We start from the raw sequence: 26,494 nt of genomic DNA, 5'->3' as shown, positions 1-26,494 counted from the left end.
ACCTGCGCTCGAAAATTATTGCACGATTAACATATATATTTTTGCTTGCCATGACGTGCTGTTAGCCTTTTATCACCTTCATTTCGTCATGCCACTTTTGATTTCTCAAGAAGGAACCAAGTAGTATCCCCTTTGGGAAAAACAGCATCGCGATGATACATAAAACGATATGTTACAAGTCTTAAATCGTGAAACATGTCCAACATTTCCCCCGCGAAATCGCGTTTAAAGAGTTTATTTTTATGGTTGCGATACGTCAAAGAAACTGCTGTTGGATTATAGTATTCATTTATCAAAATATATCTATTTGAAAGTGCGTAAATCTTTTTATAGATATCAGAAATGAAATTTGGATCGATATGAATAAGGACGCCACTGGAAAATACTAAATCAAAGGAATCAGCAGGATATTCAAAATCATAGATTGAACAGTTATATATTGTTGCCTGTGTATTCTTTGCCAGATTCGCTGCTTGACTATTAATTTCAACAGCAGTAAGAGAAATTTCTGGCAGCAAATTTTTCAGTGCATACAAATTGGCGCCAATATTGCAGCCCATTTCAAACGCGGAACGAGGAGGCTCCAGGCAATATTGCAAAATTTGCGCCCACATTGCTGTTGCTGGCCCAAGCAACCTATCAAGACTATTGCGATAAATATATTCATTACCAAAATCGCCAGTCCAAAACTCTTCCTGCTCACTCAATTCATGCATCAGATAATCCTCTTGATGTATTCAACATTTTTCTGCGTCATCCCCGGCCAGAGTGGCAGCGTCAGTATTTCTTCATAGGCCGCCTCGGCCGCGGGGCAGAGACCCTTTGCGTAGCCCAATCGCTGATAGTACGGATGCAGGTGTACCGGCACATAATGCACGTTTGCGCCGATGCCGTTGGCCCGCAGGCGGCGGAAGGTCTCGTCCCGCTCCGGGGTGCGTACCACATAGAGATGGTAGGCATGGCGCACGTCCGCGCGCAGGGCAAGCGGGCGAATGGCTCCCTGCCCCGCAAGGGCCGCGTCATATGCGCGCGCCAGGGCGTTGCGCCTGTCGATCCAGCCATCCAGTTTTTTGAGCTGCGAAGAGCCGAGCGCGCACTGGAAATCTGTGATCCGGTAATTGTAGCCCAGCTCCGTCATTTCATAGAACCACGCGCCGGACTTTTCCCGCTGGCTGGCCGTGCTGGTGATGCCGTGGCCGCGAAAAGCCCGCATGCGCGCCGCCAGCCCCGCGTCGTCGGTCACGGCCATGCCACCTTCGCCCGTGGTGATATGCTTGACGGGATGGAAGCTGAAGACGGTGATGTCCGCCAGCGTCCCCACCTTGCGGCCTTTGCAGGTCGCGCCCAGCGCATGGCAGCCGTCGGCCACCAGCGCCAGGTGCTCCCTGTCGGCAATGGCGCGCAGGGCGTCCCAGCGGCAGGGCTGGCCGGCATAGTCCACGGCGATGATGGCTTTCGTGCGCGGGGTGATGACAGCCTCAACGCAGGACGGGTCCAGCAGCAGGGTGTCGGCCTCCACGTCCGCGAAGACCGGCGTGCCGCCCTGATAGAGGATGCAGTTGGCCGAGGCGGCAAAGGTCATGGGCGGGACGATGACCTCATCACCGGGTCCGATGTTCAGGGCGAACATGGCCGCATGCAGGGCCGCGGTGCCGTTGCTGACGGCCACGCCGTGGCGTGCGCCCGTATAGGCGCAGACGTCCGCCTCGAAGCGCTCCACGGCCGGCCCGGTGGTCAGCCAGTCCGAACGCAGGACCTCGACCACGGCGGCGATGTCGTCCTCGTCAATGGTTTGCCGGCCATAGGGAAGAAAATGCGGGGCGTTCATGGCTGGACGTCGAACCCCTGTTCCCGCAGGGTGGCGCGCAATTCGGGCACTGTCAGCCAGCTCTCGTTGGTGCCGGAATTGTAGCTGAAGCCTTCGGGCACCGGCCGGCCTTCCGGGCCGCGGTAGGGGAAGGTCTCGGGCTTGATGACATAATAATGGCCGATGTCGATGGTGTGGCGTGAATCCTCCGCCGTGATCATGGTCTCGTGCAGCTTTTCGCCGGGGCGGATGCCCACCTCGACCGTGGGCATGCCGGGCGCGATGGCCTCGGCCAGATCGCTGATCTTCATGCTGGGGATCTTGGGCACCAGTATCTCGCCGCCCCCGGCCAGTTCAAAGGAACGCAGGACCATGTGCACCGAATGCTCAAGGGTGATCCAGAAGCGTGTCATGCGCGTGTCGGTGATGGGGAGGGGTCCCCCGGCGTCGCGCTTTTTGAGAAAAAAGGGAATGACGCTGCCGCGGCTGCCCATGACATTGCCGTACCGCACCACGGAATACACCGTATCGCAGGCCGTATAGGAATTGGCCGCGATAAAGAGCTTGTCAGAACAGAGTTTGGTGGCGCCATAGAGGTTGACGGGGGCAACGGCCTTGTCTGTGGACAGGGCCACCACTTTTTTTACCCCGCAGTCGGCCGCAACGTTGACGATATTTTCCGCGCCGCCGATATTTGTGCGGATGCATTCCGTGGGATTGTATTCAGCCGCGGGCACCTGTTTGAGCGCCGCCGCATGGATGATGTAATCCACCCCGCGAAATGCGCGGTACAGCCGCTCCTTATCCCGGACATCGCCAATGAAATAGCGCAGGCAGTCATAGGTCGTCTGCGGAAATACCTGCTGCATCTCGAACTGCTTGAGTTCATCCCGCGAAAAGATGATGAGCCGCCTGGGCCTGTGCTTTCGGAGGATGATCTCGACGCATTTCTTGCCGAACGAGCCGGTGCCCCCGGTGATGAGAAGGGTCTTATCGGTAAACATGGAGTGTCCGTTGACCGGCGTGCCGCCGTGGCTGTTTGCCGCAGGGAGATTCCTGCATACAGGAGGAATGCTCCGTTTCGGGCGCGATCCGCCGGACTGTGCCTGAACCGCCAGGAAGGCACGGACATGGCGGCGAAATTCCTCAATAACTACAGAACCGATTTGGGGATGGCATTGTCAACAGACACACTGACAATGGCACCGACCATTTCTTAGCCTATCCCCATTTTCCTGGCAAGAATTTTCGTTTCCCCATTTTCCTTCGTCAAAAGTCAATTTAAAACAGAATATAACAGCGTAAATTCATTGCAGTTTCATAAGCAAGTCCTCCCTGGCTTCGACAGTGTGTCTGTCGATGAACGCCCGGAATCCCACTGCGGGCATGGCATATTTGGATTTTACAGCGACACTCTCTGCAAAGTCATCCTCCACGCTCAGCATGCAGTATTGTGTTCACTATTGATGCAAAACATATTATAACATAATGGATAAATACCATATGGCAAACTACAAGCGTATTCTTGTCACAGGAGCTGATGGATTCATCGGCAGTCATCTTACCGAACATCTTGTACGTCAAGGGTATGACGTCCGCGCATTTGTTCTGTATAACTCTTTTAATTCATGGGGCTGGCTTGACCATATCCCGCCTGAAGTTCAACGGGAACTTGATGTTTTCTGCGGTGACATCCGCGACCCCTATGGCGTGCGTAGCGCTGTTTCAGGATGTGATGCCATATTGCATCTTGCCGCTCTCATCGCCATTCCCTATTCGTATCATTCCCCTGAAACATACATAGATACAAATATCAAAGGTACGCTCAACATCGTTCAGGCGGCCAGGGATCTTGACGTGCAACGCATCGTGCACACGTCAACCAGCGAGGTCTATGGCACCGCCCGCTTCGTCCCCATTACTGAAGACCATCCTCTCCAGGGGCAATCACCCTATTCCGCCTCAAAAATCGGCGCTGACCAAGTGGCGCTTTCCTTCCATCGCTCCTTCGGCACACCGGTCGCCGTCTTGCGCCCCTTCAACACCTACGGTCCCCGGCAATCGGCCAGAGCCGTCATTCCCACCATAATCACCCAGATTGCCAAAGGCGCAAGGGAAATTTCCCTTGGCAACCTGACGCCCACACGTGACTTCAACTACGTTGCGGACACGGTCAGAGCCTTTGAAGCACTGCTCCTGGCCCGCGACGCGGAAGGAAAAATCGTCAATGCCGCCAGTAACTTTGAGATCTCCATCGGTGACGTTGCCCGGCTCATTGCCGAGATCATGCGGGCCGACATCACGGTGCGGTGCGATGCGCAGCGCCTGCGGCCTGAAAACAGCGAGGTGGAACGCCTGTTCGGCGACAACGCGCGCCTGCGCGCGCTGAGCGGCTGGCGTCCCGAATATGGCGGCCTTGAGGGTTTCCGCCGGGGCCTGGAAGTCACCATCGACTGGTTCATGCGCCCGGAAAATCTCGCCACATACAAAACCTCCATATACAATATCTGACGGAGTGTCGGCCCATGAAAGCGGTCATCCAGGCTGGAGGAAAAGGCACGCGCCTGCGACCTTTTACCGTTGTGTTGCCCAAGCCGCTGGTCCCGGTGGGGGATGTGCCCATCATTGAGATCCTTCTCCGCTGGCTCTGCCGGGGCGGCGTGGAAGAAGCGTTCATCACGCTTGGCTATCTGGGCAAGATCATCCGGGCGGCCTGCGGAGACGGCTCGGAATACGGCCTGCCCATCACCTATGTGCAGGAAGACACGCCGCTGAATACTGTCGGCGCATTGCGCCTTGTGGGCAGAGAACGCCTGTCCGAAACATTTTTCTCCCTGAACGGCGATATCCTGACGGATCTGAACCTCCGTGAGCTGGCGGCGTTCCACAAGGCCCACGGAGGCGTGCTGACAGTAGCCACAACGAAAAAGGACATCCCCACCAATCTTGGCGTCATGGACATTGAACGCGACCGGATAACGGCGTTCCGGGAAAAACCCGTCCTGCACCAGACCGTCAGCATGGGCGTTTACTGCATGGAGCCTGAGATACTGGAATATATACCGGAAAAGGTCCCCTTCGGATTTGACGACCTGATGTACGCGCTGCTGGACAGGAATATCCCGATATACGCGTATCCCCATGAAGGATTGTGGATGGACCTGGGCCGCCCCCAGGATTTTGCCGGCGCGCAGGAAGCGATCGCCAAAAACCAGAGCCTGCTGAGGGAATAGCATGGAACGGGAAGGCATCATCGGGCTTTCGGAAGCCGTCCTGGGTGAGGAGGAGGAGCGGGCCGTCCTTGCCGTCCTGCGCGGCGCGTGGCTGACCCAGGGGGAGAAGACGGCGGAATTTGAGCAGGCGTTTTCCAGGCTCTACCCGCATGCGTCCGCCGTTGCCGTCAATTCCTGCACGTCCGGTCTGCATCTGGCGTTGGCCGCCCTCGGCATCGGCCCGGGAGACGAGGTGCTTGTGCCGGGCATCACCTTTGTCGCCACAGCCAACGCGGTCATCTACACGGGTGCGGTCCCCGTCCCGGTGGACATTACCGGCCTGCATCTTCCGCATATCGATCCCGCCGCCGCCGAGCGCGCGCTGACCCCCCGCACCAGAGCCGTCATTGTCATGCACCATGGCGGGTACAGCGTGGATCTTCCGGCATGGAAGGATTTTGCCGAGAGCAACAAGCTGATCCTCGTTGAAGACGCGGCGCATTGCCCGGGCCTTCCCGATGTGGGCAAATACTCCGCGGCGGCCGTATTCAGCTTTTTCGGCAACAAGAACATCACCACTGCCGAAGGCGGCATGGTGCTTGTGCGGGATGAGTCCCTGGCGGAACGCATGCGACGGCTGCGCGGACACGCCATGAGCGCCCCCACCCTGACCCGCGCCAGGGGGCATGCCTTTGGTTACGACATTGAGGAACTGGGCTGGAATTACCGCCTGGATGACATCCGCGCCGCCCTGGGGCTTGCACAATTGTCCCGGCTGGAACGGCACAACCGGCTGCGCGGGGAATTTTCCTCCCTGTACCGGGACCTGCTGGACAGGGAACTTCCTTCCATTCTTGTGCCGTTCAGCCGGGAGTATCGTTCAACATATCACCTGATGCCGGTCGTGCTTCCCCCCGGAGCGGACAGGGGCGCCCTCATGGCCGGGTTGCGGAGCCGGGGCATCCAGAGCAGCGTCCACTATCCTCCCTGGCACAGATTTGCCTGGCACCAGCGGCAGATCGGTCGCCGAAAGCTCCCTGTCGCCGAAGAATACAGCGCGCGGACGCTTACGCTCCCCTTGCATCCAGGACTCTCGCGCAACGATGTTGAGCGCGTTGTCGCCGCCCTGGCGGAAATCCTGTCATCTCCGAAATGAAGGCTTCCTGATGCGCATCCTTTTCGTTTCCACCGCGGCCCATTCGCCGCATGTGCTGCGCCCCTTGCGCTATCTGCTGGACAGGGGGCACGAGGTCGCGGTGCTGGGCAGGGTCAATCCCTTCCCCGAAGGGCACACCAGGTTCAGCCACATCTGGCACGATCTTACGCACGACCATATCATGGGTACCCTGGCGGAAATCGGGCGCGTCTTCGCGCCGGAAGTCGCCCATGTTCATTATGCGGACCTTGCGGCGTACCATGTGTTGCGCTCGGGTATCGCGCCGGTGGTGCTTTCCGTGTGGGGAAGCGACATCAATGCCTTTGTCCCCGCCCCCGGAGGCTCGGCATTCCTCCGCAAATTCAAAAGCTTCGTCCGTTGGGACCTGCCCTACACCCTGCCGCGTTGCGCCCGCGTTCTTGTTGATGCTCAGGCCATGTCCGAAAAATGCCGTTTCGTGGCCCCGGACTGTGCCCCCATCGAGCATCTGCACCTTGGGGCGGACATGCGCCAGTTCCGGCCGCCCACCGCCAGGGAAAGAGCCGACGCACGCGCGCGCTTCGGCATTGCCGGGGAGCATGTCGCCCTGCTCTCCCCTCGCGCTTTTTACAGCAGCTATCAGCATGAGGCGATCCTGGCTTCGTTTTTGCGGGTCGGAAAAAAGCACCCGGACGCCCATTTGTATTTTAAGAGATTCGGACTCGAAACCCTGCCGGAGCATCAGGCATTTGCCGAACGCCTTTGTGAAAGGGCGCGCCGTTCCCCACTGGCGGACCGTGTGCACTTTCTCCCGGCTGTGGAAGAGAAGGATCTGCACCAGCTCTACTGGGCCATGGACGGCATCATCAACATCCCGCGCAATGATGCCTTTCCCGTTACCTTTGTGGAAGCAGCGGCAACCAAAACGCCCATCGTCACCCGACTGCTCCCAGCATACAAAAATACCTTCATCGAGCGGACCGCATCCCTTGTGGAGCCGTTTTCCGACGACGCGCTGGACACTGCGCTGGACGCCTTCTTCACACGGCCCGAAGCCGACGAGCGCCGGCTTGACCGCGCCCTGGACGCCGCCCGGACAGAGTATTCCTTTGAGAAGTACTGCGCGCGGCTGGAAGAGATCTACACGGAGATCGCGCGGCCAACCGCGAAAGTCCCTCCCGTTCTGCGGAAACTTCCCGATGGTCCGCTCATCTCGCTGCTGACCTCCGCCTACAATGCCGCCGAATACCTGCCGGACCTGCTGCGCTCCCTGCAACAGCAGGTATATCCCAACTGGGAGATCATCGTGGTTGACGACGCTTCCACGCGGGGCGATGTGGCGGCCATTGTCGCCTCCTTCAACGATGCGCGCATCAGGACGGTGCGCCATGCTGCGAACAGGGGGGCCTGCGCGGGGCGCAATACCGCCTTTGCCCACTCCTCCGGTCAATATGTCATGTACCAGGACGCTGACGACGTGCTGCACCCCTGGCTGCTCCAGTTGCTGGCGACCGCGGCCCTCGAACGGCCCGAGGCGGATATCGTCATGTATGACCTTGCCTGTTTCGGGGCAAAAAATACCTGCTGGCATTACACGGTGCGAACGGAAAAAGACATGACGCTGGAGCAGTGGATCCCCGGCACGGCGATGGTTCGGCGCTCGCTCTACGAACGCGTGGGCGGCTATGACGAAAGCCCCCGCCTCAAGGCCGGAAACCAGGACTGGGACTTCTGGCTCGCGGCATTTGGGGAAGCCGTCACTGTGGCCCATATTCCGCTGCCCCTGATGTACTACAGAAGGCATGGAAACTCTCTGACTGCAAAACGCGCGCGTTTTGACGTCGATCTGCATGCATATCTCTATGAAAAACACAAAGATCTTTTTATGCGCCATGGAACAGGACGGCAATTCCTGGCCCGTGGCGTCTGGAATACCGGCGGCGCATGCCTGCGCGGCAAAGAATACAGGAAGCTGTGGACGCTCATGCGGGCGGCGGCCGGGCAAGGACTGCTTCCGTCGCTTCTGCGTCTGGCGGGCACAGGCGCACGCCGCCGCGCGCGCCGCGCCACCTTCCAGCTCCTGAAAACGCTCCTCGGGCCGGCCCGGCCATATGCCCGTTCCCTGCAACGCTATGTGCAACTGGGGTTATGGAAAAAGTAACACTGCGTCAGGAGAATATAACGATATTTTGGTGTTATGGATAGTTCCGACCGATTTCCAGTTTTCCATAGCTGAAGACAGGGGAGATGATGTTGAAATGCCTTTTCCCGGAAAAAGTTTATACCTGGTTAAAAACATGCAAAAATTCTTTGAATGGACAATGGGAAAAAGGAAAGGAACTTTTCCTTGGCTCCATCTACAGAACGGAAATGGGGAAAAAACTGTACTGGAAACGGCGGGGACATGATCTGTTCACCACATATGGTCATTCGCGGGGCGGTCAGGAGACATTGCGGGAAGTACTGCGTGAGGTCCGTCCCCGGCGTCTGTTTGATTTTGGTTGCGGAAACGGCAGAAATTTTTCCCTCTATGCGGAACTGGGCATAGAGGAGGTCATAGGGCAGGATATTTCCGCATCCGCTATTGCCTATGCCAGAAAGCGCGGCTTTTCAAATGTCTCCCTTTTTTTGGGAAGCCTTGAAAAGTATGATCCTCAACGGCATTTCGATATCGCTATCTCCAATCGGGTCATGCAACACCTCGATGAGGAAAGTCTGAAGAAACATCTGGAAATTCTTGCTTCATTGACAGACAGGATCTATATCAACGAACTCACCAGAAATGAGTGCGAAAAAAGAGGCATCCAACAGGACAACCTCGGATTTTATATATTCTTGCATGACTATTCCGCGCTGATGGAAAAACATGGCTTCTTTCTTGAAAAAGAGTTCTTGGTCGGTGAGCAGTCCCGGCGCCTGTATGCCCGCCGGGATTTTCCAGTGACCCCTCCCCCAAAAAACTGATCCATTGAAAAGGTAGTGTTCCTGGCATAGGAGCACAGCCATGAAACGGAGTCGATTCAGCGAAGAGCAAATCATCGGGATCTTGCGTCAGGCCGAAGCCGGCATGCGCGTGGTGGACTTGTGCCGCAAGCACGGGATTTCGGACGCCACTTTTTACAAGTGGCGGCCAAAGTATGGCGGCATGGATGTTTCTGACGCCATGCGCCTGCGCCAGCTTGAGGAGGAGAACGCCCGGCTCAGGAAGATGGTGGCCGAGCAGGCGCTGGATATCTCCATCCTCAAGGATGTCCTGTCAAAAACTTCTGAAGCCCGGTGCAGTATGTTCAAACGGCATACGCGGCCTCCCAGCGGCGGCCCTGTGCGACACTGGGTGTCAACCGCGGCACTGACCATCTACCGGGCATAAGGTCATGGAAGTGTCGGAACACTGAGGGGGCAGGGATGGACGCGCGCCAGAATTTCTTCACGCCGACCAGACCAGGCAACGGCATCAAGCTCATAGGTGGCCTGGCAGTTGAGCCAAAACGCCTCGCTGTTGCCGAAATAGGCGGCAAGACGCACGGCGGTGTCAGCGGAGATGCCGCGCTTTCCGGCAAGGATGTTCTGGACACGGCTTTGCGGCATGCCCGTGTCAAGAGCAAGGCGCGTCTGACTGATACCCAGGGGCTTAAGAAAGTCTTCATTGAGGATTTCGCCCGGATGGATGGGGGGCATACGGTCATTCATGAGAAGCTCCTAGTGGTAATCGACGATTTCTATGGATTCAGCGTTGCCGTCACGCCAGACAAAGCAAATTCGCCATTGGTCGTTGATGCGGATGCTGTGCTGACCTTCGCGGTCGCCTTTAAGGGCTTCGAGCCTGTTTCCGGGAGGAACGCGGAGATCCTGAAGCGTGACGGCGTTGTGAAGGATTTTGAGCTTTCGCATGGCCGTGCGCTGCAATTCAGGAGGAAAGCCTTTTTCCCTGAAGCCGAAGAAAAGACTTTCGGCCATGCTGTCTTTAAAGCTGCGAATCATACGAAATGGATAATACGAAATGCGTATAATTGCAAATATAAGCTGAGGTCGGACATGGAAAAAGAAAGAATCGCGGATTTTCTGGATCTGCTTGGCATTGATTCCAAGGATAAAAAGCAGAAGCGCGTGACCCTCCCCCCTTCTCGATACCAAGGATAAGGTAGTGGTTCCTGTCAGGTTTAAGGGTTGATGGGTCGCCCGGTAGGTCTCAGGGCTTTGCCACCCAGGAGCGCTGTGGGGGCGGTCGCGATTATACTCCTCCTGCCACGCCTCGATGAGATGCCGGGAGTTTGCCAGGGAAACGAAAATATTCTGGTTCAGGCATTCATCGTCCGTAAGGAGCCTGCGTGGCAGGCGTCCTTGCAGCCGCAGGCGTTCCAGCATCCGCGAACGGCTGGAAGCGATCGCGCACAAGGGCATCCGTGTTGAGGTGCCGTCATTGCGGCAGCTGCAAACGTGGATCGCACAGTGGAAGGCGACGCGCCGCTCGCTGGTGGCCTATGTGACGGCGCCGGACAAGTGGCGGGGCGGTTATGTCCGCCGCCGGGATTTTTCAGGGCTTTCCGGGCGGTGAATAACAGCGAACGCATAGAGCATTTTGCTGAGGAAAATATCTGTACGACAACTGTTTTTATCAGATTTCGCCGCCTCCATCCCGGCGAAAAGCATGGTTTTTCCGCCTCATTACGGCGCGGGCGCCTGCTCCCGCATCCGCCAGAGCGTTTGCGCGATTTCTTGCGAAAACGCTCTACAACGAAGAAAGCCCGCTTGGCTCAAGGCTTTGCGGACTTTCCTGAACATAAACGGATACTCATTTGGCGGAGGGAGAGGGATTTGAACCCCCGTGGGGCGTGAACCCCAAGTGGTTTTCAAGACCACCGCTATCAGCCGCTCTGCCATCCCTCCGCGGGAGCGGGGCGTGCGCCCCGCGCATGCAACGCGCCGTAGAGACGATCCGCGCTCAATGGCAGCGGATGCCCTTGAGCAGGTGCGCCATTTTTTCCTTCTTGGTCCGCAGGTAGGCCTCGTTTTCCGGACACGCCTCCACTTCAATGGGCACGCGCTCCACGATCTCGATGCCGTACCCGGAAAGGCCGACGATCTTCTTGGGATTGTTCGTCAAAAGCCGGACCTTGTGAATGCCGAGGTCCACCAGCATCTGCGCGCCGGTGCCGTAGTCGCGCAGGTCGTCGGGGAAGCCGAGCATGCGGTTGGCCTCCACCGTGTCATAGCCCTGATCCTGCAGGGCATAGGCGCGGATCTTGTTGGCAAGGCCGATGCCCCGCCCTTCCTGCCGCATGTAGAGCAGGACGCCCCTGCCCTCGTTCTCGATCTGGCGCAGGGCCGCGCCGAGCTGTCCCCGGCAGTCGCAACGCAGGGACCCCAGGGCATCTCCGGTGAGGCACTGGCTGTGCACGCGCACAAGGACAGGCTCCGGTCCGCTGATGTCGCCCTTGACCAGGGCGAGATGCGTGCCGGGTTCCATTTCGCTCTCATAGGCATGCACGATGAAATCGCCGTACATGCTCGGCAGGTGCGCCGTGGCGTCGCGCCGCACAGAGACCTGCCCACGCTCCAGCCGATAACGGATGATGTCCTTGACGGCCACGATCTTCAGGCCGTGCTCGCGGGCGAAGATCTCCAGGTCGGGCATGCGCGCCATGGTGCCGTCGTCACGCATGACCTCGCAGATGACGGCCGCGGGCTTCAGCCCCGCCAGACGCGCCAGGTCCACGCCGCCCTCGGTCTGCCCGGTGCGCGCGAGCACGCCCCCGGCCTTGGCGCGGAGCGGAAAGACATGCCCCGGGGAGACGAGGTCCTCGGGCCGCGCCCCGTCGGCCACGGCGGCCTTGATGGTGGTGGCGCGGTCGGCGGCGGAAATGCCGGTGGAGATCCCCTCGCGCGCCTCGACCGAAACCGTGAAGTTGGTGCCGAAGCGCGAGCCGTTGCGTTGGGTCATCATGGGCAGGCCCAGCTTGTCCACCAGTTCCGGCGCAAGCGGCAGGCAGATGAGTCCACGCCCGAATTTCGCCATGAAATTGATGGACTCGGGCGTCACATGCTCGGCGGCCATGGTCAGGTCGCCTTCGTTTTCCCTGTCCTCATCGTCCACAAGAATGACCATCCGGCCCTGCCGGATATCGGCAACGGCCTCTTCAACGCTACTCAGGGGCATGATGTGTCCTTTGTTTTCTCCTCCGGCGCGACGCCGGAACTTTCGCCGCAAGGGTAGGCCGGGTGCGCCGTGCTGTCAACGCGCGTCCGCGAGGCTCCCGTCCTTGCGCGTCTTCCGGCCGGAACGGAGCATGCGGCGCGAAAGCCGTTCCATATAGTAATAATAGACCGGCGTGATGTAGAGCGTCACCACCTGCGAGAAGCAGAGGCCGCCCACCACGGCCATGCCCAGCGGGCGCCGCGCGTCCGCCCCGGCGCCGATGCCGATGGCGATGGGCAGCGCGCCCATGAGGGCGGCCATGGTGGTCATCATGATGGGCCTGAAGCGCACATGGCAGCCCTCGGTGATGGCGGCCAGCGGCGTCACCGTGGGGTCGCGCCGCTGCGCCTCCAGGGCGAAATCGAGCATCATGATGGCGTTTTTCTTGACAATGCCGAGGAGCATGATGACGCCCACGAAACCATACAGATTAAGCTCCATACCAAAGAGCCAGAGCGTGAAGAGCGCGCCAAAGCCCGCCGCCGGCAGCCCGGAGAGGATGGTCAGCGGATGGATGAAACTTTCATAGAGGATGCCGAGCACCAGGTAGATGACCACAATGGCGAGAAAAAGCAGCCAGCCCATGCCTTCAAGGGAGCTTTGGAAGGCCTGGGCCGTGCCCTGAAACTCGGCAGTCACGGAGTCCGGCAACAGCGGCGCCGCGGCCGCGCTGACAGCCGCCACGCCCTCGCTCAGGGCCACGCCCGGCCTGAGGTTGAACGAAATGGTCACAGCCGGGAACTGCCCGTTGTGGTTGACGGCGATGGGTCCCACGCCCGGCTCCAGCGTGGCGAGCGTGCTCAGGGGCACGAGGGTGCCGTCCGCCGCCCGCACATAGAGGCGTGAAAGCGCGGAATCGTCCTGCTGGAAGCGCTTCTCCAGCTCGACATAGACCTTGTAATCGTTGCTGGGCGCATAGATGGTGGAGATCTCGCGCGAACCGTAGGCCGATTGCAGGGCCAGCTCGATCTGGTGGGGACTCACGCCCAGGGCCGCCGCGCGGTTGCGGTCGATACGCACGCGCAATTCGGGATTTTTCAGTTGCAGGTCGCTGTTCACGTCCTGCAATTGGGGGAGCGCGCGCAGGGCGTCCTCCACCTTTTGCGCGCTGGCGTACAGCGCCTCCATGTCAGGCCCGAACATGGTGTACTGATAGAGCGCCTTGGCCGCGCGGCCGCCGATATTGATGGCCGGGGGCACGCGCACGAAGACCCGCAGCGCCGGCGAGGCATTGAGTTCGCGTCGCAGGCGCTGGGCCACGTCATTGATGTGCGGGCGTTCGCCGTGCGGCCGGAGGTGCATGAGCAGGTTGCCCGCATTCATGCTCTGGCTTGAGCCAACGATGCCGACCACCGAATTGTAGCGGGCCACGTCGGGATCGTTCTCCAGCTGGGCATCAAGCGTGTGCTGGGCCTCAACCATGCCCTGGAAGGAAATCCCCTGCTCGGCCTCGGTGCTTGCCACAAGAAAGCCCATGTCTTCCGCCGGGAGAAACCCCTTGGGCACGATGACCGCCAGCCAGACCGTAAGCCCCAGCAGCGCGAAGGACGCCCAGAGCGCGGCAAGCCGGTGGCGCAGCACAAAGTCCAGCGAGCGCGCATAGCCGCGCGCCAGGGCGTCGAACATGCGTTCAAGCCTGCCGTACAGCCCCTCGTGCCCCGGCCTGTGCGCGACGCCTGCCTTGAGGAAATACGCGCAGAGCATGGGCGTGAGCGTGAGCGAGACCACCCCGGAGCAAAGGATGGCCGCGATGATGACCACGGCGAACTCCCGGAACAGCCGCCCCACGATGCCGCCCATGAAAAGCACGGGGATAAAGACGGCGGCCAGCGAAATGGTCATGGAAACGATGGTGAAGCCGATCTCCGCGGAGCCGTCGTAGGCCGCCTGGAGCGGCGTCTTGCCCATCTCCTGGTGGCGCACGATGTTTTCGAGCATGACGATGGCGTCGTCCACCACAAAGCCCACGGCCAGGGTCAGGGCCATGAGCGAGAGGTTGTCCAGGCTGTAGCCCATGACCGCCATGACCGCGAAGGTGGAAATGACCGACATGGGCAGCGCCAGCGACGGGATGATGGTCGCCGGCAGGTTGCGAAGAAAGAGAAAGATGACCAGCACCACAAGAAAGACCGTGAGCACCAGGGTGAACTTCACGTCCGCCACGGACTCGCGGATGGACTCCGACCGGTCGTAAAAGATGTCCAGCTTCACCGAGGGCGGCAACTGGCGCACCAGACCCGGCAGGAGCTTGCGGATGGTGTCCACCACCTCCACGGTATTGGCCCCGGGCTGGCGCTCCACAGCCAGGGTGATGCTCGGCATGCCGCCGTTGCTCCACGAGAGCTGCTTGTCCTGCTGGACGCTGTCCACCACGGTGCCCAGCTCGCGCAGGCGCACGGGCGCGCCGTTGCGGTAGGCCACCACAGTGTCCTCAAAGGCGCGGGCGTCAAAAAGCTGCCCGGAAGACTTGATGGCCCGGCTGCGCTGCGCCCCCTCGAGCGTGCCTGTGGGAAGCATGGAATTGGCGGCGGCCACGGCGTCCGCCACCTCGTCGATGCCCAGGCCACGCGTGGCGAGCGCGTCCGGGTCAAGCTGAACGCGCACCGCGTATTTCTTCTGTCCGTAAATGACCACCTGGGCCACGCCCTCCACCATGGAAAGGCGCTGGCCGATGAGCGTGTCCGCATATTCGTTGAGCTGATAGAGCGGCAGCGTGGGCGAGGACACGCAGAGATACATGATGGGCAGGTCAGCGGGATTCACCTTGCGGAAGCTCGGCGGCGTGGTCATGCTCGACGGCAGGCGCCGCTGCGCCAGGCCGATGGCCGACTGCACATCCAGCGCGGCGGCATCGATATCCCGGTCAAGGGCGAACTGGATGGTGATGCGCGTGCGGCCCGTGGCATTGACCGACGAAATGGAATCAATGCCCGCAATGGTGAAAAATTCCTTTTCCAGCGGCGTTGCCACCGAGGCGGCCATGGTCTCCGGGTCCGCCCCGGGCAGGTCGGCCAGCACGGAAATGGTGGGAAAGTCCACATTGGGCAGCTGGTTGACCGGCAGGGAACGATAGCCGGTGATGCCGAAAAAGAGCATGCCGAGCATGATGAGCACCGTCGCCACCGGGCGGCGGATGAAGATGGCCGCGATATTCGCGCTGTGCGTGTTCTGCTCCATCCTGGACTCTTGCTGCGGTCTCAGCGGCGGGCCTGGAGTTCAACGGGATGCGTCGCTTCCCCATAGAGCATTTTGCTGAGGAAAATATCTGCAAGACAGATATTTTCCTCAGCTTCCGCTGCCGTCATTTCTGCGGAAAAGCGTGGTTTTCCGCCGTATTACGGCGCGGGCGTCTGCTCCCGCATCCGCCAGAGCGTTTTCGCAATGAAATCGCGTAAACGCTCTAGCACGGGAACGCGGGCGACCGCAAGCCGGCGCCGCGTCAGAAGAACGCGCGCATGCCGAGACAAACGAGCCAGAGCGCAAGGCCGCCGCACACCGCCGCCTGCCGCTCCAGCTCCAGCAGGGCGGCGAGACGGCGCGCATCCCAGGGCGCGGACTCCGCCCCGGGCGGCCCAAGCCACGGCTTGTCCACACGCGTGCCGAAATATACGGACGGCCCGGCCATGCGGCAGCCGCACAGCCACGCGCAGGCCGTCATGGACCAGCCGGAATTGGGGCTTGGCATGCCCCGCGCCTGCCCCGCCACCGCGCGGAACCCGGGCCAGCGCCCGTCCCACGGACGCGCCGCGGGGCGCAGGCGCGCGAGGGCGTCTGTCAGCCACAAAGCCAGGACGGAAAGCCGCGCGGGCACCAGGGCCAGCATGTCGTCGGCGCGCGCGGCGGCCCATCCGGGCCAGCGCCAGCGCTCGTTGAGATAGCCCCACATGGAATCGCCCGTGCTCACGGCCTTGTAAACCCACAGGCCCACGGGTCCCGCCGCCAGAAGCCAGAACCAGGGCGCGAAGAAGGCATCCGTAAAATTTTCCGAAAGCGTGTCGGCAAGGGTCTTGCGCAGGGTCGGCCTGTCCATGGCGCTCACCTCGCGGCTGACCAGCCGGGACAGGGCCGCGCGGGCCTCGGGGAGCGGCGCGCCCTCCACCGCCCGCAATACCTCACGCCCGGTACGCGCCAGACAGCCCATGGCGAGGCCGGACCAGGCAAGATACAGGGCAAACGCGCCCCCCGCCACCGGCAGCGAAATCAGAAGCAGGACCACCGCCCCCGTGCCCGCGCACAGCAGGGCAAGCGCGCAGGCGCCCGCCAGTTTCAGACGCGGGGGCGCGCCCGCGCCGCTGCCGCCGAAACGGCGCACCGGAGCCTCCAGCCGGGCAAGGCACCTCCCCAGCAGACAGACGGGATGCGGCCAGGGCAGACGCGGATCGCCGAGGAGCAGGTCCAGGGCCAGGGCCGCGGGCGCAAGCCACCAGGCATCCCATACGGACCAGGGCAGGACGAGCCAGTGGGGCGCGGCCCCCAGTGCCGCAAGGCCGTTCATGGCCGCGTGTCCCCCGGCCCGATGCATCCGCTGGACGTGAGGGCCGCAAAAAGGACAATGCCCGCGGCGGTGGAAAGATTGAGGCTGCGTACGCCGCCTTCCTCCATGGAACGCACGGGGATGCGTACCCGCCACGGCGACGCGGCGAAAAGCTCCTCGGGCAGGCCGCGCGTTTCCGGGCCGAAAACGAGGGCATCCTCGGGCCGGAAGGCGAAATCCTGAAGCGGCGCGGCCCGGCGCTTCGCGGTCGTCAGGACCCAGCGCTCGGCGGCGCTGCGCCCGGCGCGGGCCGCAAACGCCGCCCAGTCCCGCCAGACATGCAGACGCACATGCGGCCAGTAGTCCAACCCGGCGCGCCTGAGATAGCGGTCTTCCAGAGAAAAGCCGAGCCTGCCCACAAGGTGCAGCTCCACGCCGAAGCCCGCGCAGAGCCGGGCCACATTGCCGGTATTGGGCGGGATCTCCGGCTCAAACAGCACGACACGCACGCATTTCCTCCCGAACGGGGCAGACCGGTGCCGACACGGCATGTGACCGACAACGCGGCATCCTTTCGCTACCTGCCGCCGGGCGCTCCATCGTTCCGCGCTCGAAAAACCGCGACTCACTCCCCGGCAGCCAGCCGCGCGGCAATGCCGGGCCGCACCTGGCAGGTCACGCGGATGTCGCGCGAGCCGCGCCCCCCGTCGTCCAGCGTGGCGAACAGGTCCGCCTCCACCACTTCCACATCCGCATCGTCCACGCCCTCGTCGACAAGACGCGCTTCAAGAAGTTCCCGGGTGCGCGCCGCCGCCCGCTCCAGCGTCAGGTCCCTGCCCACGCGTTCGCTGTGGTCCAGCGACGGGACATTCAGAATGCCGCGTCCCGTATCCGCATAGGCTTCCAGCACAGCCGTGGGCACGGCCAGCGCCGCGCCGATGGCGTTTGCCACCTCGAAATGCGCCGGGATGCTCACGGGCAGCCCCAGCGCCGTCTCCAGATGCTCCCGCACGCACCGGGCCGGGCCGCCCACCAGACAGACCCGCTGCGGGCGCGCCTCCCGTATGGCCCTGAGCGCCGCAAGCGTGTAGATGGGGCGGGCATTGATGCCCTCCACAAGAGTCCGCGCCGCCCGCGCCACCTGAGCGCAGGCGTCGGCCACAGCCTGGCGCGCCAGTTGCCGAATGCCGTCCGGCCCGTGCTCCGGCCCAAGGCCGACCTCTTCGGCCAGCGCCGCCATACCGGCGCGGGAAGCGGCCGCATCGCCGCTGGTCCCGTCCGCGAGGGAGAGCACATTGAGCGCATCCAGCAGGGTCGGCCGCGCGCCGCCAAACGCAAGGGCCGGCCCTTCGCGCTCAGGACCCACATGGACAGTCAGGGCGCCGTCGGCCGTTCCCTCCGCCCGCAGCAGGGAGTCTCCGCCCACGCCGATGGAAACCGACGCCAGGGAACGCACGAGGGTCCGCCGTCCGAGCAGGCGCATGCCATCCCTGTCCACCACGGGCGATCCCTCGTGGAACACGGCCATATCCGTCGTGGTGCCGCCCATGTCCAGCAGCAGGGAACAGCCCCGCGCGGCCTCGGGCCAGAGGGCCATGACGCCCATGACGCTCGCCGCCGGCCCGGACAGGATGGACTGCACGGGTTCGCGCCGCGAGAAGGCCAGCGGCGCCGCGCCCCCATCCGCCTTGAGCAGGCGCGCCGGCGCGGTCACGCCGGCATCGGCCAGCGCGGCCTCCACCGCATCGAGGAACTCGCCCTGGAGCCGGGCGACGGCGGCGTTGTAATAGGCCGTGGCGATGCGCCGGGGAAAGTTGAGGCGCCCGGAAAGACTGTGCCCCAGCGTCACGGGCAGTCCGGAAGCGGCGGCCGCAGCCTCCCCCATGCGGCGCTCCTGTTCCGGATTGCGCGGGGAAAACTTGCCCACGCAGGCCACCGCCGCGACGCCCCGCGCCGGCCAGGCCGCCGCCTCGCGGGCCAGCGCCTCCGTTGAAAGCGGCGTCACCTCCACGCCCCGGTGGTCAAGGCCGCCGGGCACGATGCACACATGGCGGCCCAGGGCGAAATGCGCGGGGTCCAGCCCCGGCCCGGCGGACAGCGCAAGCCCCACCGTGTCCGCCCGGTCCTGCACCAGAGCATTGACGGCCAGCGTGGTGCCCAGGGTGGCGCGCTCCACACGCGCGAGCAGGGCCGGGCCGTCCAGCCCCGCCGCTGCCGCCGCCCGCCCAAGGGCCGCCAGGACCGCGCGCACGGTGCCCGGCAGATCCTCATGCCGTGTGGGCACCTTGGCCGAGGCCAGCAGCCTGGCCGCCGGAAAGGCGGCCCCCTGCTCCGGCAACGCCAGCAGCGCCGCATCCGTATGCGTTCCCCCGGCGTCGATACCGAGGACGATCTGTCCGTTCATGACGTTCCCCGCCTCTTCCCGCGCAAGGATTCAGTGGTGACAACGCACCTGGTTGAGCACACCCAGACGGCCGAGCATGGACTCCAGCGCATGCCTGAGCCGCCGCTCCATGCCGTCGGCGATATCCGCCTGAACTTCGGCGAAGGCCTCGTTCAGCGCTTTTTCGATATAGGCCGAATTTTTTTCCACGATCTTGCGGCGGTTGCTTTCATTGAGGAGAAAGCCCGGCAGTTTCCGTTTTTCCAGAAAACCGGGCGCGGCCCTGCCAAGCAGCCACGCGCCGCCAAAGGCCATTCCGCCGCCCAGCACGGTGGAGACAGGTTCCCCGGTATGGGCCAGCGCGCCGGCGGCGGCGGTGCCGGCCAGCAACGGCAGCACGGCTGTCAGGGTAAAACGCATGATGTTGAGCGAATCCAGACGCGAAAGCCGTACGCTCACCCCCTTGAAAAAGTCCGCGCTGATGGCCTGGGCGGGGACTTCGAAGCGCGGCACGAGCAGCACGCCGTTCTCCCGCAGCCATGCCCGGAAACGCCGGGAAAGTTCGCGCTGCAATTCCGCGTGCAGGGCGGCGCTTTTTTCCCGCACGATGTCCAGCAGCGCCGCGTCTTCACGGATATTGCGCTCAAAGGCCGCCTCCAGGGCGGCCACGGTGGTGCCCGCGCCCTGCGCGGCCTCCAGGGCGGGCATGATGTCACGCGCCACGATGCGTTCCGTGCAGCGATGCGCCAGCGCGCGGCCGCTCTTTTCCACCAGGGCGCGCGCGGCCGAGGCGGCCTCGGCCGCAAAGGCGCCGAGTTTTTCCTGCAGCAGCCGTTCGACGCGCGCGCGCGAGGCCGCCAGCACGGGGTACAGCGCCAGCCCGTAGGCGATATCCTCATAGGTGCGCCTGCTCATGGCGCAGGCGGCGGCGGGGAACAGCTCCCGCACCATGTCGCGCACAAAGAACCAGCGGCTGCTGCCGCCGGTGAGCAGGACGCGCCCCACCTCCCGGCGGCCGTCCAGAGTGCCGAGCAACTCGCGCAGCCACGAGATCAGGCCGATGCTGCGCCCCTCCAGCAGGTCACGCGCGGAGCGGCTCAGGCCGCCGCGGCCCTGATACTGCCGGAGCATGGCGAGCATTTCCGGCGAGGCCGCATAGTTTTCCGCATCGCGGATAAACTCCTCGCGCGTGTAGTCATGCACCCAGGCATCGCGGCGCGCGCCCGCCGCATCGTACCACACCGCATGCAGGCTCACGCCTTCGGGCGCTCCCGGCGCTCCCGGCGCTCCCGGCACTCCCGGCGCTTCCGGCGCGGAAGGCGACAGCCCGTGGCTCATGGCCGTTGAAAAGCGTTCCTTCTCGGTCTTGCATTCCATCCAGTGGAAAAAATAGGCATAGGCCGAACCGGCAAGCCCCGGCGCCAGCTCCGGAGCGCGGCGGCAAAAAACCTGAAAGACGAGATCGTCGAACAGGCGGCCGCCGTAGAGCGGGTCGCCGCCGTTGGCAAGCGCATCCACGCCGTCGAGCACCGTAACGTCGCAGGTGCCGCCGCCGAAATCGAGAATGACGGCGCGCCGTTCAAGATCGTCGATATCCAGCGCCCCGGACTGGAGACAGGAAATGAGCGCCGCGTCGGACTCGCGCACAAAAACGGGCGCGGGCCAGCCGGCATCGGCAAAGCAGCGGCCAAGGTTGAGGCTGAAGTCCTCCCGCGTGAGCGACGGAATGCCCACATAAAGACGCGTGCCCGGCCGGGGCGCGCCCTCCGGCAGCGCTTCGCCGAGCAGGCGCAGGAAATCCGTCATCCAGAGCATGGCCTCGGCGTCGCCATGGGCGATCTCCGGCTTGAACTGGCTGCGGAGCACACGCCCGGGCAGCGCATTGGCGTACTGTTCGCTTTCCGCCATGTTCCCGATGAGGATGGGCCTGCCGTCCTCATACAGCACGGCCGTGGCAATGCTGCCCGCGGCGTCGCTCACGCCGGGCACCACCACCGCTTCAGGCCGGGACGCGCTGTCCGCCCGGCAGGAGAAGAGATAGGTATTGCTCGTGCCGAGGTCCATGCCCAGAATGTTTCCGGCGCCGGAACCTTCCCGCCCGGCCGGCGGTGCGGTGCCGCTCATGGGCGCCCTCCTTCCGGAGCGGACGCGGCCGAGGGCGCCCGCTGCACAAGCCCCCTGACCACACCCCGCGGCGTATGCATGGCGCGCCGCAGGATACGGCAGCGCTCGCCCGGTCGCACAAGCCCTACGGCATCATAGAGCGCGGCATGCGTTTCCGGCTCCCAGACCAGCCAGTCCTCATCCGCGCGTTCCGGCGCGTAGCCCGCCGCCGAAAGACGCTGGAGCAGGAAACGGCGCGCATCGGCATCCAGGCCGTCGAGCATGCCCAGCAGGTCCCTGGCGAGGGCATCGCCGTTGCGGCGCGGATCGTCCCCTTCCGCGACCTCGTCCAGCCGGTCCCGCAGCTCGGCCAGGGCCGCGTCGCGGCGTTCCACCTCGCCGAGCACGAAGGACGCGAGAGCCAGCCTTCCTTCCACCTGTTCCCGCAGGGAATGGCGAAAAGCGGTCATATCCAGCGCCGTGACCTTTTTGGAAAGAAAGACGAGCACAAAAAACGCGCCGAACAGGAGCCAGCCGGCCTTGAAGATATTGGGCAGCCTGCCCGCGCCGAAAATGGCCTGACGCAGGCTCCCCCAGGAACCGATACGCAGCATGCCCGACATGGCGGACACGGCGAAGCGGCCCAGCGCCCCGAGGCCGAGCACGGCAAGCAGCCCGTGCCGGGCCTTGGGATTGGCCGAAAGATATTCCGAAAGCCAGAACATGGCCCACACGCCGAAAGCGCGCAGGATGTCGCCGCCAAGCCCGAACCACCCGAGCACCGTGGACGCGAGGCCGCCGAGAAACCAGCCGAACAGCGCCATGCCCGCCATGGCCGCCAGGGAGGAGCGCTTCTGGTACAGGGCCTCGGTGCTGAAATCGGGCAGCGCCCGCGCCAGGTCCCAGACCATGTCGGCATGGGCGGCGCCCCCGGCGACGTCCGGCGCGGGGGGCATGGCCGCAGGGTCCCCGGAGACCGGCAGGCCCGCAGGCGCCGTCCCTTCCATGCTGTCGCCGTCCCCTTCACGGGGAGATGCCGCGGCCGCCAGCTCGACGACGGCGAGCTTGAGATCATGGAGCAGACGCCCGTGCGCCGCATAGTCTCCGGGCGCGGCGGCAATGGCGTCCGCAGTCTCGTCCGCGAGGCGGTCCGCGGCGGCGTCAAGGCCGGCAGCCGGGTCGGCAGCCGGAGGGCGCGTGGAGGGGGAAACGCCGTTTCCTTCCAGGCCGCCGTGCGGCGCCGGCGCCGGCATCAGGCGTCCCCTTCGCGCAGGGCGCAGCCGCGCGCGCCGTCCCCGACCGCAGCGGGGGCGTCCTTTTTCCGCGCCGGTTCGTGGGTATAGTCAAAAACGGGCACATTTTCGCCCACGGCCGCCCTGACCACCTTTGCGAGCTTGCCCGCAAAGGGACAGGCGTAGTCAATGGGCGTCCCCCTGGTGATGCAGGAGGCAAGGGCAATGGCTTCCGCGCCCCGGCGCACCATCATGGCGGCGCGCGCGCCGGCCTTCTTGCCGGGGCAGCCGCCGCAGGTGGTCACGCCAACGAGGACGATCTCGCCTTCCACCCCGGCAAAGGCGTCCTTTTTCGTCCGCATATATTCAAGACAGCGCGAGGCGGGGCAAAGTTCCTCGGTCTGCATGCAACGCACAAGGCCGATCTTCATGGCTTCTCCTTCGGACCCCGCGGCGCGTCGGCCGCACAGGGTATCCGCCGCCATTCTCGCACGGCCACGCCCCCCTTGCAAGCCACGCGGCGGTCGCCGCACATCCGAAACATTGACTTTTGCCGCGGGAATGCCCACCTTCCCGCTGATCACGAACAGGCGACCCTCCCGGGAGACGGCATGAAAATGAAGATCGGCGCCCTGGCGAAGCTGGCAGGCTGCCCGGTGGTGACCATCCGCTTTTATGAAAAGGAAGGCCTGCTGGTCCCCCCCGAACGCAGCGAAGGCAACTACCGCCTGTACGGCGAGGCGGATCTCGAACGCCTGCGCTTTGTCATGCACTGCCGCCGCCACGGCATGAAGCTTGCGGAGGTCCGCGAACTCCTCGCCTTCCGCGACCGGCCCACGCGCGACTGCGCCTGGGTGCACCGTCTGGTGGACGAGCATATCGCCAATGTGGAAGCCCAGATCTCGGCCCTCCAGCACCTCAAGGCGGAACTGGTGGCCCTGCGCGCGGCCTCGTCCCATGGACCGGGATGTGGTGAGGGGTGCGGCATCCTCGCCAGCCTGAGCGCCGCCGACTCCTGCCCGTACTGCGAAGACCTGCGCTGCCGCGCGGGCATTCCCGAAACCGGCGGCCCGCCCGCGTCCGGCGCTGACGCCCCGCTTGCCAAGCCCGGCGCTTTTAAGTAGATTTCATCCCTTGCGCGGCCGCGCGGACTTTCGTCCGCCAACCGCACGCGCCAAATGTGCCCTGCGCGAGGATACCCATGCAGACAACGCAATTCATCTGGTTCGACGGCAAGCTGGTTCCCTGGGATCAGGCCCAGGTCCATGTGCTCACCCACTCCCTGCATTACGGAAGCGCCATTTTCGAAGGCATCCGCGCCTATGCCTGCGCTGACGGCACCTCGGCGGTCTTCCGCCTGGGCGACCACTGCCGGCGCATGCTCAATTCCGCCAAGATCCTTCGCATGGCCCTCCCCTACAGCGCCGACGAACTCGCCGCCGCCTGCCTGGAGACCCTGGTCGCCAACAAGCTCCCCGCCGGATATATCCGCCCGCTCTCCTTCGTGGGCTATGGCGAAATGGGCGTTTACCCCGGCAACAATCCCGTCCAGACCATCATCGCCGTCTGGCCGTGGGGCGCCTACCTCGGCGCCGAGGCCCTTGAGAAGGGCATCTCCATCAAGACGAGCAGCTTCGCCCGCAGCCATGTGAACACGAGCATGTCCAAGGCCAAGGCCGCGGGCAACTACATCAACTCCATCCTCGCCAAGATCGAGGCCAAGGAAGACGGCTACGACGAGGCCGTCATGCTCGACACCAACGGCTTTGTCTCCGAAGCCACGGGCGAGAACATCTTCATCGTCCGCGAGGGCATCATCAAGACCACGCCGCTCACTTCCATCCTGGGCGGCATCACGCGCAATTCCATCATCACGCTGGCCCGCGACCTCGGCTATGCGGTGGAGGAGCAGCAGTTCACCCGTGACGAGCTGTACACCGCGGACGAGGCGTTCTTCACCGGCACGGCCGCCGAGCTTACGCCCATCCGCGAGGTGGATCACCGCCAGATCGGCGCCGGGCATGCGGGACCCGTGACCAAACGCCTCCAGAAGGAATTTTTCGCCATCGCCAAGGGCGAAAATCCGAAATACGCCGACTGGCTGACGCACTACACGTTCTGAGCAGGCCGGGCTGCCCGGCGCGGATTGGCATGAAGCACCTCTCGCTTGCGGCGCGCTACCGTCCGCAGACCTTCGCCCAGGTGGCCGGCCAGGAAATGGTCGTGGCCGCGCTGTCGCGCGCCGCGGAACGCGACAGCCCGGCCCCGGCCTATCTCCTGAGCGGGACGCGCGGCGTCGGCAAGACGACCATTGCCCGCATCTTCGCCAAGGCGCTCAACTGCGAGCACGCCCCCGCCGCCGAACCGTGCAACGAGTGCGCCCAGTGCCGCAAGATCGCCGCCGGCGCCCATGTGGACGTGACCGAGATCGACGGCGCCTCCAACAACAGCGTGGAGGACGCCCGCGCCCTCAGGGAGCATATCGGCTACGCGCCCATGGACGGCCGCTACAAGGTCTTCATCGTCGATGAGGCCCACATGCTCTCGCGCAGCGCCTTCAACGCCCTGCTCAAGACGCTGGAGGAACCGCCGGAACGCGTGGTCTTCATCTTCGCCACCACCGAGGCGCACAAGTTCCCCGTCACCATTGTCAGCCGCTGCCAGCATTTTGTCTTCCGGCATCTGAGCGAGGATGCCCTGGCGGCGCATCTCGTGCGGACGCTGCGCGCCGAGGGCAGGGACTACGAGGACGCGGCCGTGCGCCTCATCGCCCGGCGCGCCGCCGGGAGCGTGCGCGATGCCATGTCCCTCCTCGACCAGACGCTGGCCCTGGGCGGCGCGCGCCTGGATGCGGAAACCACGCGGCAGGTGCTCGGCCTTGCCGGGCAGGAGCTGTTCACCCGGCTCCTTGTGGCGCTTTCCGCCCAGGACTGCGCGGAAGCCGCGACGACCACCCGCGACCTGCTCCAGCGGGGCGTGGACATCGGCTTCTTCATCCGCGAACTGGCCGGCCACTGGCGCAATCTCTTCCTGCTCCGCCAGACGGGCGGCGCTGTCCTGCCCTCCCTTGCCCTGCCGGACGACGAAGCGGCGTGGCTCAGGGACATGGCGGCGCGCTTCTCGCCGCCCCACCTCCATGCCGCCTGGCAGATGACGCTCGACGCCCAGCGCGGCATCACCCAAAGCCCGGAACCGGCGGCAGCGCTTGAGCTTTTGCTCCTGAATCTGGCCCTTTTGCCCCGGCTCCTGCCGGTGGAACGCCTGGATGCCCTCACGCCGCCGGGCGCTCCCCGCGCGGACTCCGCCCCTGCCGGACCGATGCCGGAAGCGGCGCCCGCCGTCACGGCCGGACCCGACCGCGAGGGGTCGCCGCGTCATGAGCCACCGGCACGGAGCGCGGAGAGACCGGCGCGACACGCCGGGGCGGACGCCGCGCCCGCGTTGGGCGACGCGTGCGGGGAAGCGCGTCCCGCGCCGCCCGCGCCGGAACCGGAGCTTCCCTCGCCGGAACTTCCCTCGCCGGCGACGGACGCCGGCGCAAAACCGGCTGCCCGTCAGGAACCGGACGCCTCTCCGCGCAGCTCCCCGCCGGACTGGGCCTCGTTTTGCGCGTTCTGCGCCGCCGAACACGAGGCGGGGCGCCAGGCGCCCCCCCTGCACGCCTTGCGCGGTCTGGAAGTGGAGTGGCGGCCCGAAGGCCTGCGCCTGCACGCGCCCGCACGCGAGCTGGTGCATCAGCTGGAAAAGCATCGCGCCGCGCTGGAAGCCGCGCTGGCGGCCTATTGCGGCGGCAGGGCGCCCGCGCTGGACATCGTGGCCCCCCGGCCGCGCCGCAGTCAGAACGAGCTCATGGCCGAATTTTCCCGCCGCCCCGAACTTCAGCCCTGTTTCGAGCTTCTGGGCGCCTCGCTCGCCCATTGTTCGGAGCGCGGCGGCAACCCCTAACAGCAAC

21 protein-coding genes, 1 tRNA gene and 2 pseudogenes are annotated in these 26,494 nt (G+C 63.8%); 9 read left to right on the top strand and 15 right to left on the bottom strand.

Annotated elements, in window-relative coordinates:
- Positions 1–86: 86 nt before the first annotated feature.
- Genes QZ294_RS03035 through pseB form a run of 3 tightly spaced genes read right to left on the bottom strand, consistent with a single transcriptional unit; the run spans position 87 to position 2,811 of the window.
- Positions 87–716: a pseudaminic acid biosynthesis-associated methylase gene (locus QZ294_RS03035; RefSeq protein WP_297046595.1), complete on the bottom strand. Its 630-nt coding sequence runs from the start codon at positions 714–716 to the stop codon at positions 87–89.
- On the bottom strand, positions 716–1,828 hold the full coding sequence (gene pseC, locus QZ294_RS03030; protein ID WP_297046592.1) for a UDP-4-amino-4,6-dideoxy-N-acetyl-beta-L-altrosamine transaminase: 1,113 nt from the start codon (positions 1,826–1,828) through the stop codon (positions 716–718). Before pseC ends, QZ294_RS03035 begins: the two co-directional genes overlap by 1 nt.
- Complete coding sequence (gene pseB / locus QZ294_RS03025; protein ID WP_297046589.1) at positions 1,825–2,811, bottom strand: UDP-N-acetylglucosamine 4,6-dehydratase (inverting); 987 nt, start codon at positions 2,809–2,811, stop codon at positions 1,825–1,827. The genes pseC and pseB overlap by 4 nt, the downstream gene beginning before the upstream one ends.
- 499 nt (positions 2,812–3,310) lie before the next feature.
- Here pseB and QZ294_RS03020 point away from each other — a divergent pair, with 499 nt between their 5' ends.
- From QZ294_RS03020 to QZ294_RS02995, 6 genes and pseudogenes are all read left to right on the top strand, one after another.
- Positions 3,311–4,318 carry an NAD-dependent 4,6-dehydratase LegB gene (locus QZ294_RS03020; protein WP_297046586.1) on the top strand — a complete coding sequence of 336 codons (1,008 nt, stop codon included), beginning with the start codon at positions 3,311–3,313 and terminating at the stop codon, positions 4,316–4,318.
- Positions 4,319–4,332: 14 nt separating this feature from the next.
- Positions 4,333–5,040, top strand: coding sequence for an NDP-sugar synthase (locus tag QZ294_RS03015; protein ID WP_297046584.1), 708 nt, complete (start codon positions 4,333–4,335; stop codon positions 5,038–5,040).
- Between the two features lies 1 nt (position 5,041).
- Entirely contained in the window at positions 5,042–6,175 is a 1,134-nt protein-coding gene (locus QZ294_RS03010) for a DegT/DnrJ/EryC1/StrS aminotransferase family protein (protein WP_297046581.1), read from the top strand.
- A 10-nt stretch (positions 6,176–6,185) separates the two neighbouring features.
- Positions 6,186–8,315: a glycosyltransferase gene (locus QZ294_RS03005; RefSeq protein ID WP_297046579.1), complete on the top strand. Its 2,130-nt coding sequence runs from the start codon at positions 6,186–6,188 to the stop codon at positions 8,313–8,315.
- Between the two features lie 92 nt (positions 8,316–8,407).
- Complete coding sequence (locus QZ294_RS03000) at positions 8,408–9,118, top strand: class I SAM-dependent methyltransferase (RefSeq protein WP_297046577.1); 711 nt, start codon at positions 8,408–8,410, stop codon at positions 9,116–9,118.
- A 40-nt stretch (positions 9,119–9,158) separates the two neighbouring features.
- Positions 9,159–9,416: pseudogene (locus tag QZ294_RS02995) on the top strand (transposase); the annotation flags it as partial.
- A gap of 110 nt (positions 9,417–9,526) precedes the next feature.
- Here QZ294_RS02995 and QZ294_RS02990 read toward each other — a convergent pair.
- The 12 genes and pseudogenes from QZ294_RS02990 to QZ294_RS02940 form a co-directional block, all read right to left on the bottom strand.
- Positions 9,527–9,832, bottom strand: coding sequence for a HigA family addiction module antitoxin (locus QZ294_RS02990; RefSeq protein ID WP_297046812.1), 306 nt, complete (start codon positions 9,830–9,832; stop codon positions 9,527–9,529).
- A 21-nt stretch (positions 9,833–9,853) separates the two neighbouring features.
- Positions 9,854–10,135, bottom strand: a complete 282-nt coding sequence (locus QZ294_RS02985; RefSeq protein WP_297046809.1) for a type II toxin-antitoxin system RelE/ParE family toxin — start codon at positions 10,133–10,135, stop codon at positions 9,854–9,856.
- A gap of 222 nt (positions 10,136–10,357) precedes the next feature.
- Positions 10,358–10,519 (bottom strand): annotated as a pseudogene (locus QZ294_RS10995) (integrase core domain-containing protein); the annotation flags it as partial.
- A gap of 432 nt (positions 10,520–10,951) precedes the next feature.
- A tRNA-Ser gene (locus QZ294_RS02980) sits at positions 10,952–11,041 on the bottom strand.
- Positions 11,042–11,096: 55 nt separating this feature from the next.
- The gene (locus QZ294_RS02975; protein ID WP_297046574.1) at positions 11,097–12,311 is read right to left on the bottom strand and encodes a bifunctional 3,4-dihydroxy-2-butanone-4-phosphate synthase/GTP cyclohydrolase II; all 1,215 of its coding nucleotides are present in this window, start codon (positions 12,309–12,311) and stop codon (positions 11,097–11,099) included.
- A gap of 75 nt (positions 12,312–12,386) precedes the next feature.
- Complete coding sequence (locus tag QZ294_RS02970) at positions 12,387–15,527, bottom strand: efflux RND transporter permease subunit (protein WP_297046571.1); 3,141 nt, start codon at positions 15,525–15,527, stop codon at positions 12,387–12,389.
- A 262-nt stretch (positions 15,528–15,789) separates the two neighbouring features.
- Entirely contained in the window at positions 15,790–16,845 is a 1,056-nt protein-coding gene (locus tag QZ294_RS02965; RefSeq protein ID WP_297046568.1) for a CobD/CbiB family cobalamin biosynthesis protein, read from the bottom strand.
- Positions 16,842–17,333, bottom strand: a complete 492-nt coding sequence (locus tag QZ294_RS02960; RefSeq protein ID WP_297046564.1) for a tRNA (cytidine(34)-2'-O)-methyltransferase — start codon at positions 17,331–17,333, stop codon at positions 16,842–16,844. Before QZ294_RS02960 ends, QZ294_RS02965 begins: the two co-directional genes overlap by 4 nt.
- 116 nt (positions 17,334–17,449) lie before the next feature.
- Positions 17,450–19,228 (bottom strand): hydantoinase/oxoprolinase family protein, encoded by a 1,779-nt coding sequence (locus QZ294_RS02955; protein ID WP_297046561.1) that lies wholly within the window; start codon positions 19,226–19,228, stop codon positions 17,450–17,452.
- Between the two features lie 30 nt (positions 19,229–19,258).
- Positions 19,259–21,331, bottom strand: a complete 2,073-nt coding sequence (locus tag QZ294_RS02950) for a molecular chaperone (protein ID WP_297046558.1) — start codon at positions 21,329–21,331, stop codon at positions 19,259–19,261.
- The gene (locus tag QZ294_RS02945; protein WP_297046555.1) at positions 21,328–22,563 is read right to left on the bottom strand and encodes an adenosine deaminase; all 1,236 of its coding nucleotides are present in this window, start codon (positions 22,561–22,563) and stop codon (positions 21,328–21,330) included. Before QZ294_RS02945 ends, QZ294_RS02950 begins: the two co-directional genes overlap by 4 nt.
- Complete coding sequence (locus QZ294_RS02940) at positions 22,563–22,973, bottom strand: CGGC domain-containing protein (protein WP_297046552.1); 411 nt, start codon at positions 22,971–22,973, stop codon at positions 22,563–22,565. The genes QZ294_RS02945 and QZ294_RS02940 overlap by 1 nt, the downstream gene beginning before the upstream one ends.
- Before the next feature lie 180 nt (positions 22,974–23,153).
- Between QZ294_RS02940 and QZ294_RS02935 the strand changes: the two genes are divergently transcribed.
- The 3 genes from QZ294_RS02935 (at position 23,154) to dnaX (ending at position 26,487) form a co-directional block, all read left to right on the top strand.
- Positions 23,154–23,666, top strand: a complete 513-nt coding sequence (locus QZ294_RS02935; protein ID WP_297046549.1) for a Cd(II)/Pb(II)-responsive transcriptional regulator — start codon at positions 23,154–23,156, stop codon at positions 23,664–23,666.
- A 77-nt stretch (positions 23,667–23,743) separates the two neighbouring features.
- A complete protein-coding gene (locus QZ294_RS02930) occupies positions 23,744–24,664 on the top strand; it encodes a branched-chain amino acid transaminase (protein WP_297046547.1) in 921 nt (306 codons plus the stop codon).
- A 29-nt stretch (positions 24,665–24,693) separates the two neighbouring features.
- Entirely contained in the window at positions 24,694–26,487 is a 1,794-nt protein-coding gene (gene dnaX / locus QZ294_RS02925; protein ID WP_297046544.1) for a DNA polymerase III subunit gamma/tau, read from the top strand.
- Positions 26,488–26,494 lie beyond the last annotated feature (7 nt).

It is taken from the genome of uncultured Desulfovibrio sp., assembly GCF_910584445.1.
Lineage (GTDB): Bacteria > Desulfobacterota > Desulfovibrionia > Desulfovibrionales > Desulfovibrionaceae > Desulfovibrio.
Note: the sequence above shows the minus strand (reverse complement) of the source record. Positions and strands in the feature narration are given on the sequence as shown.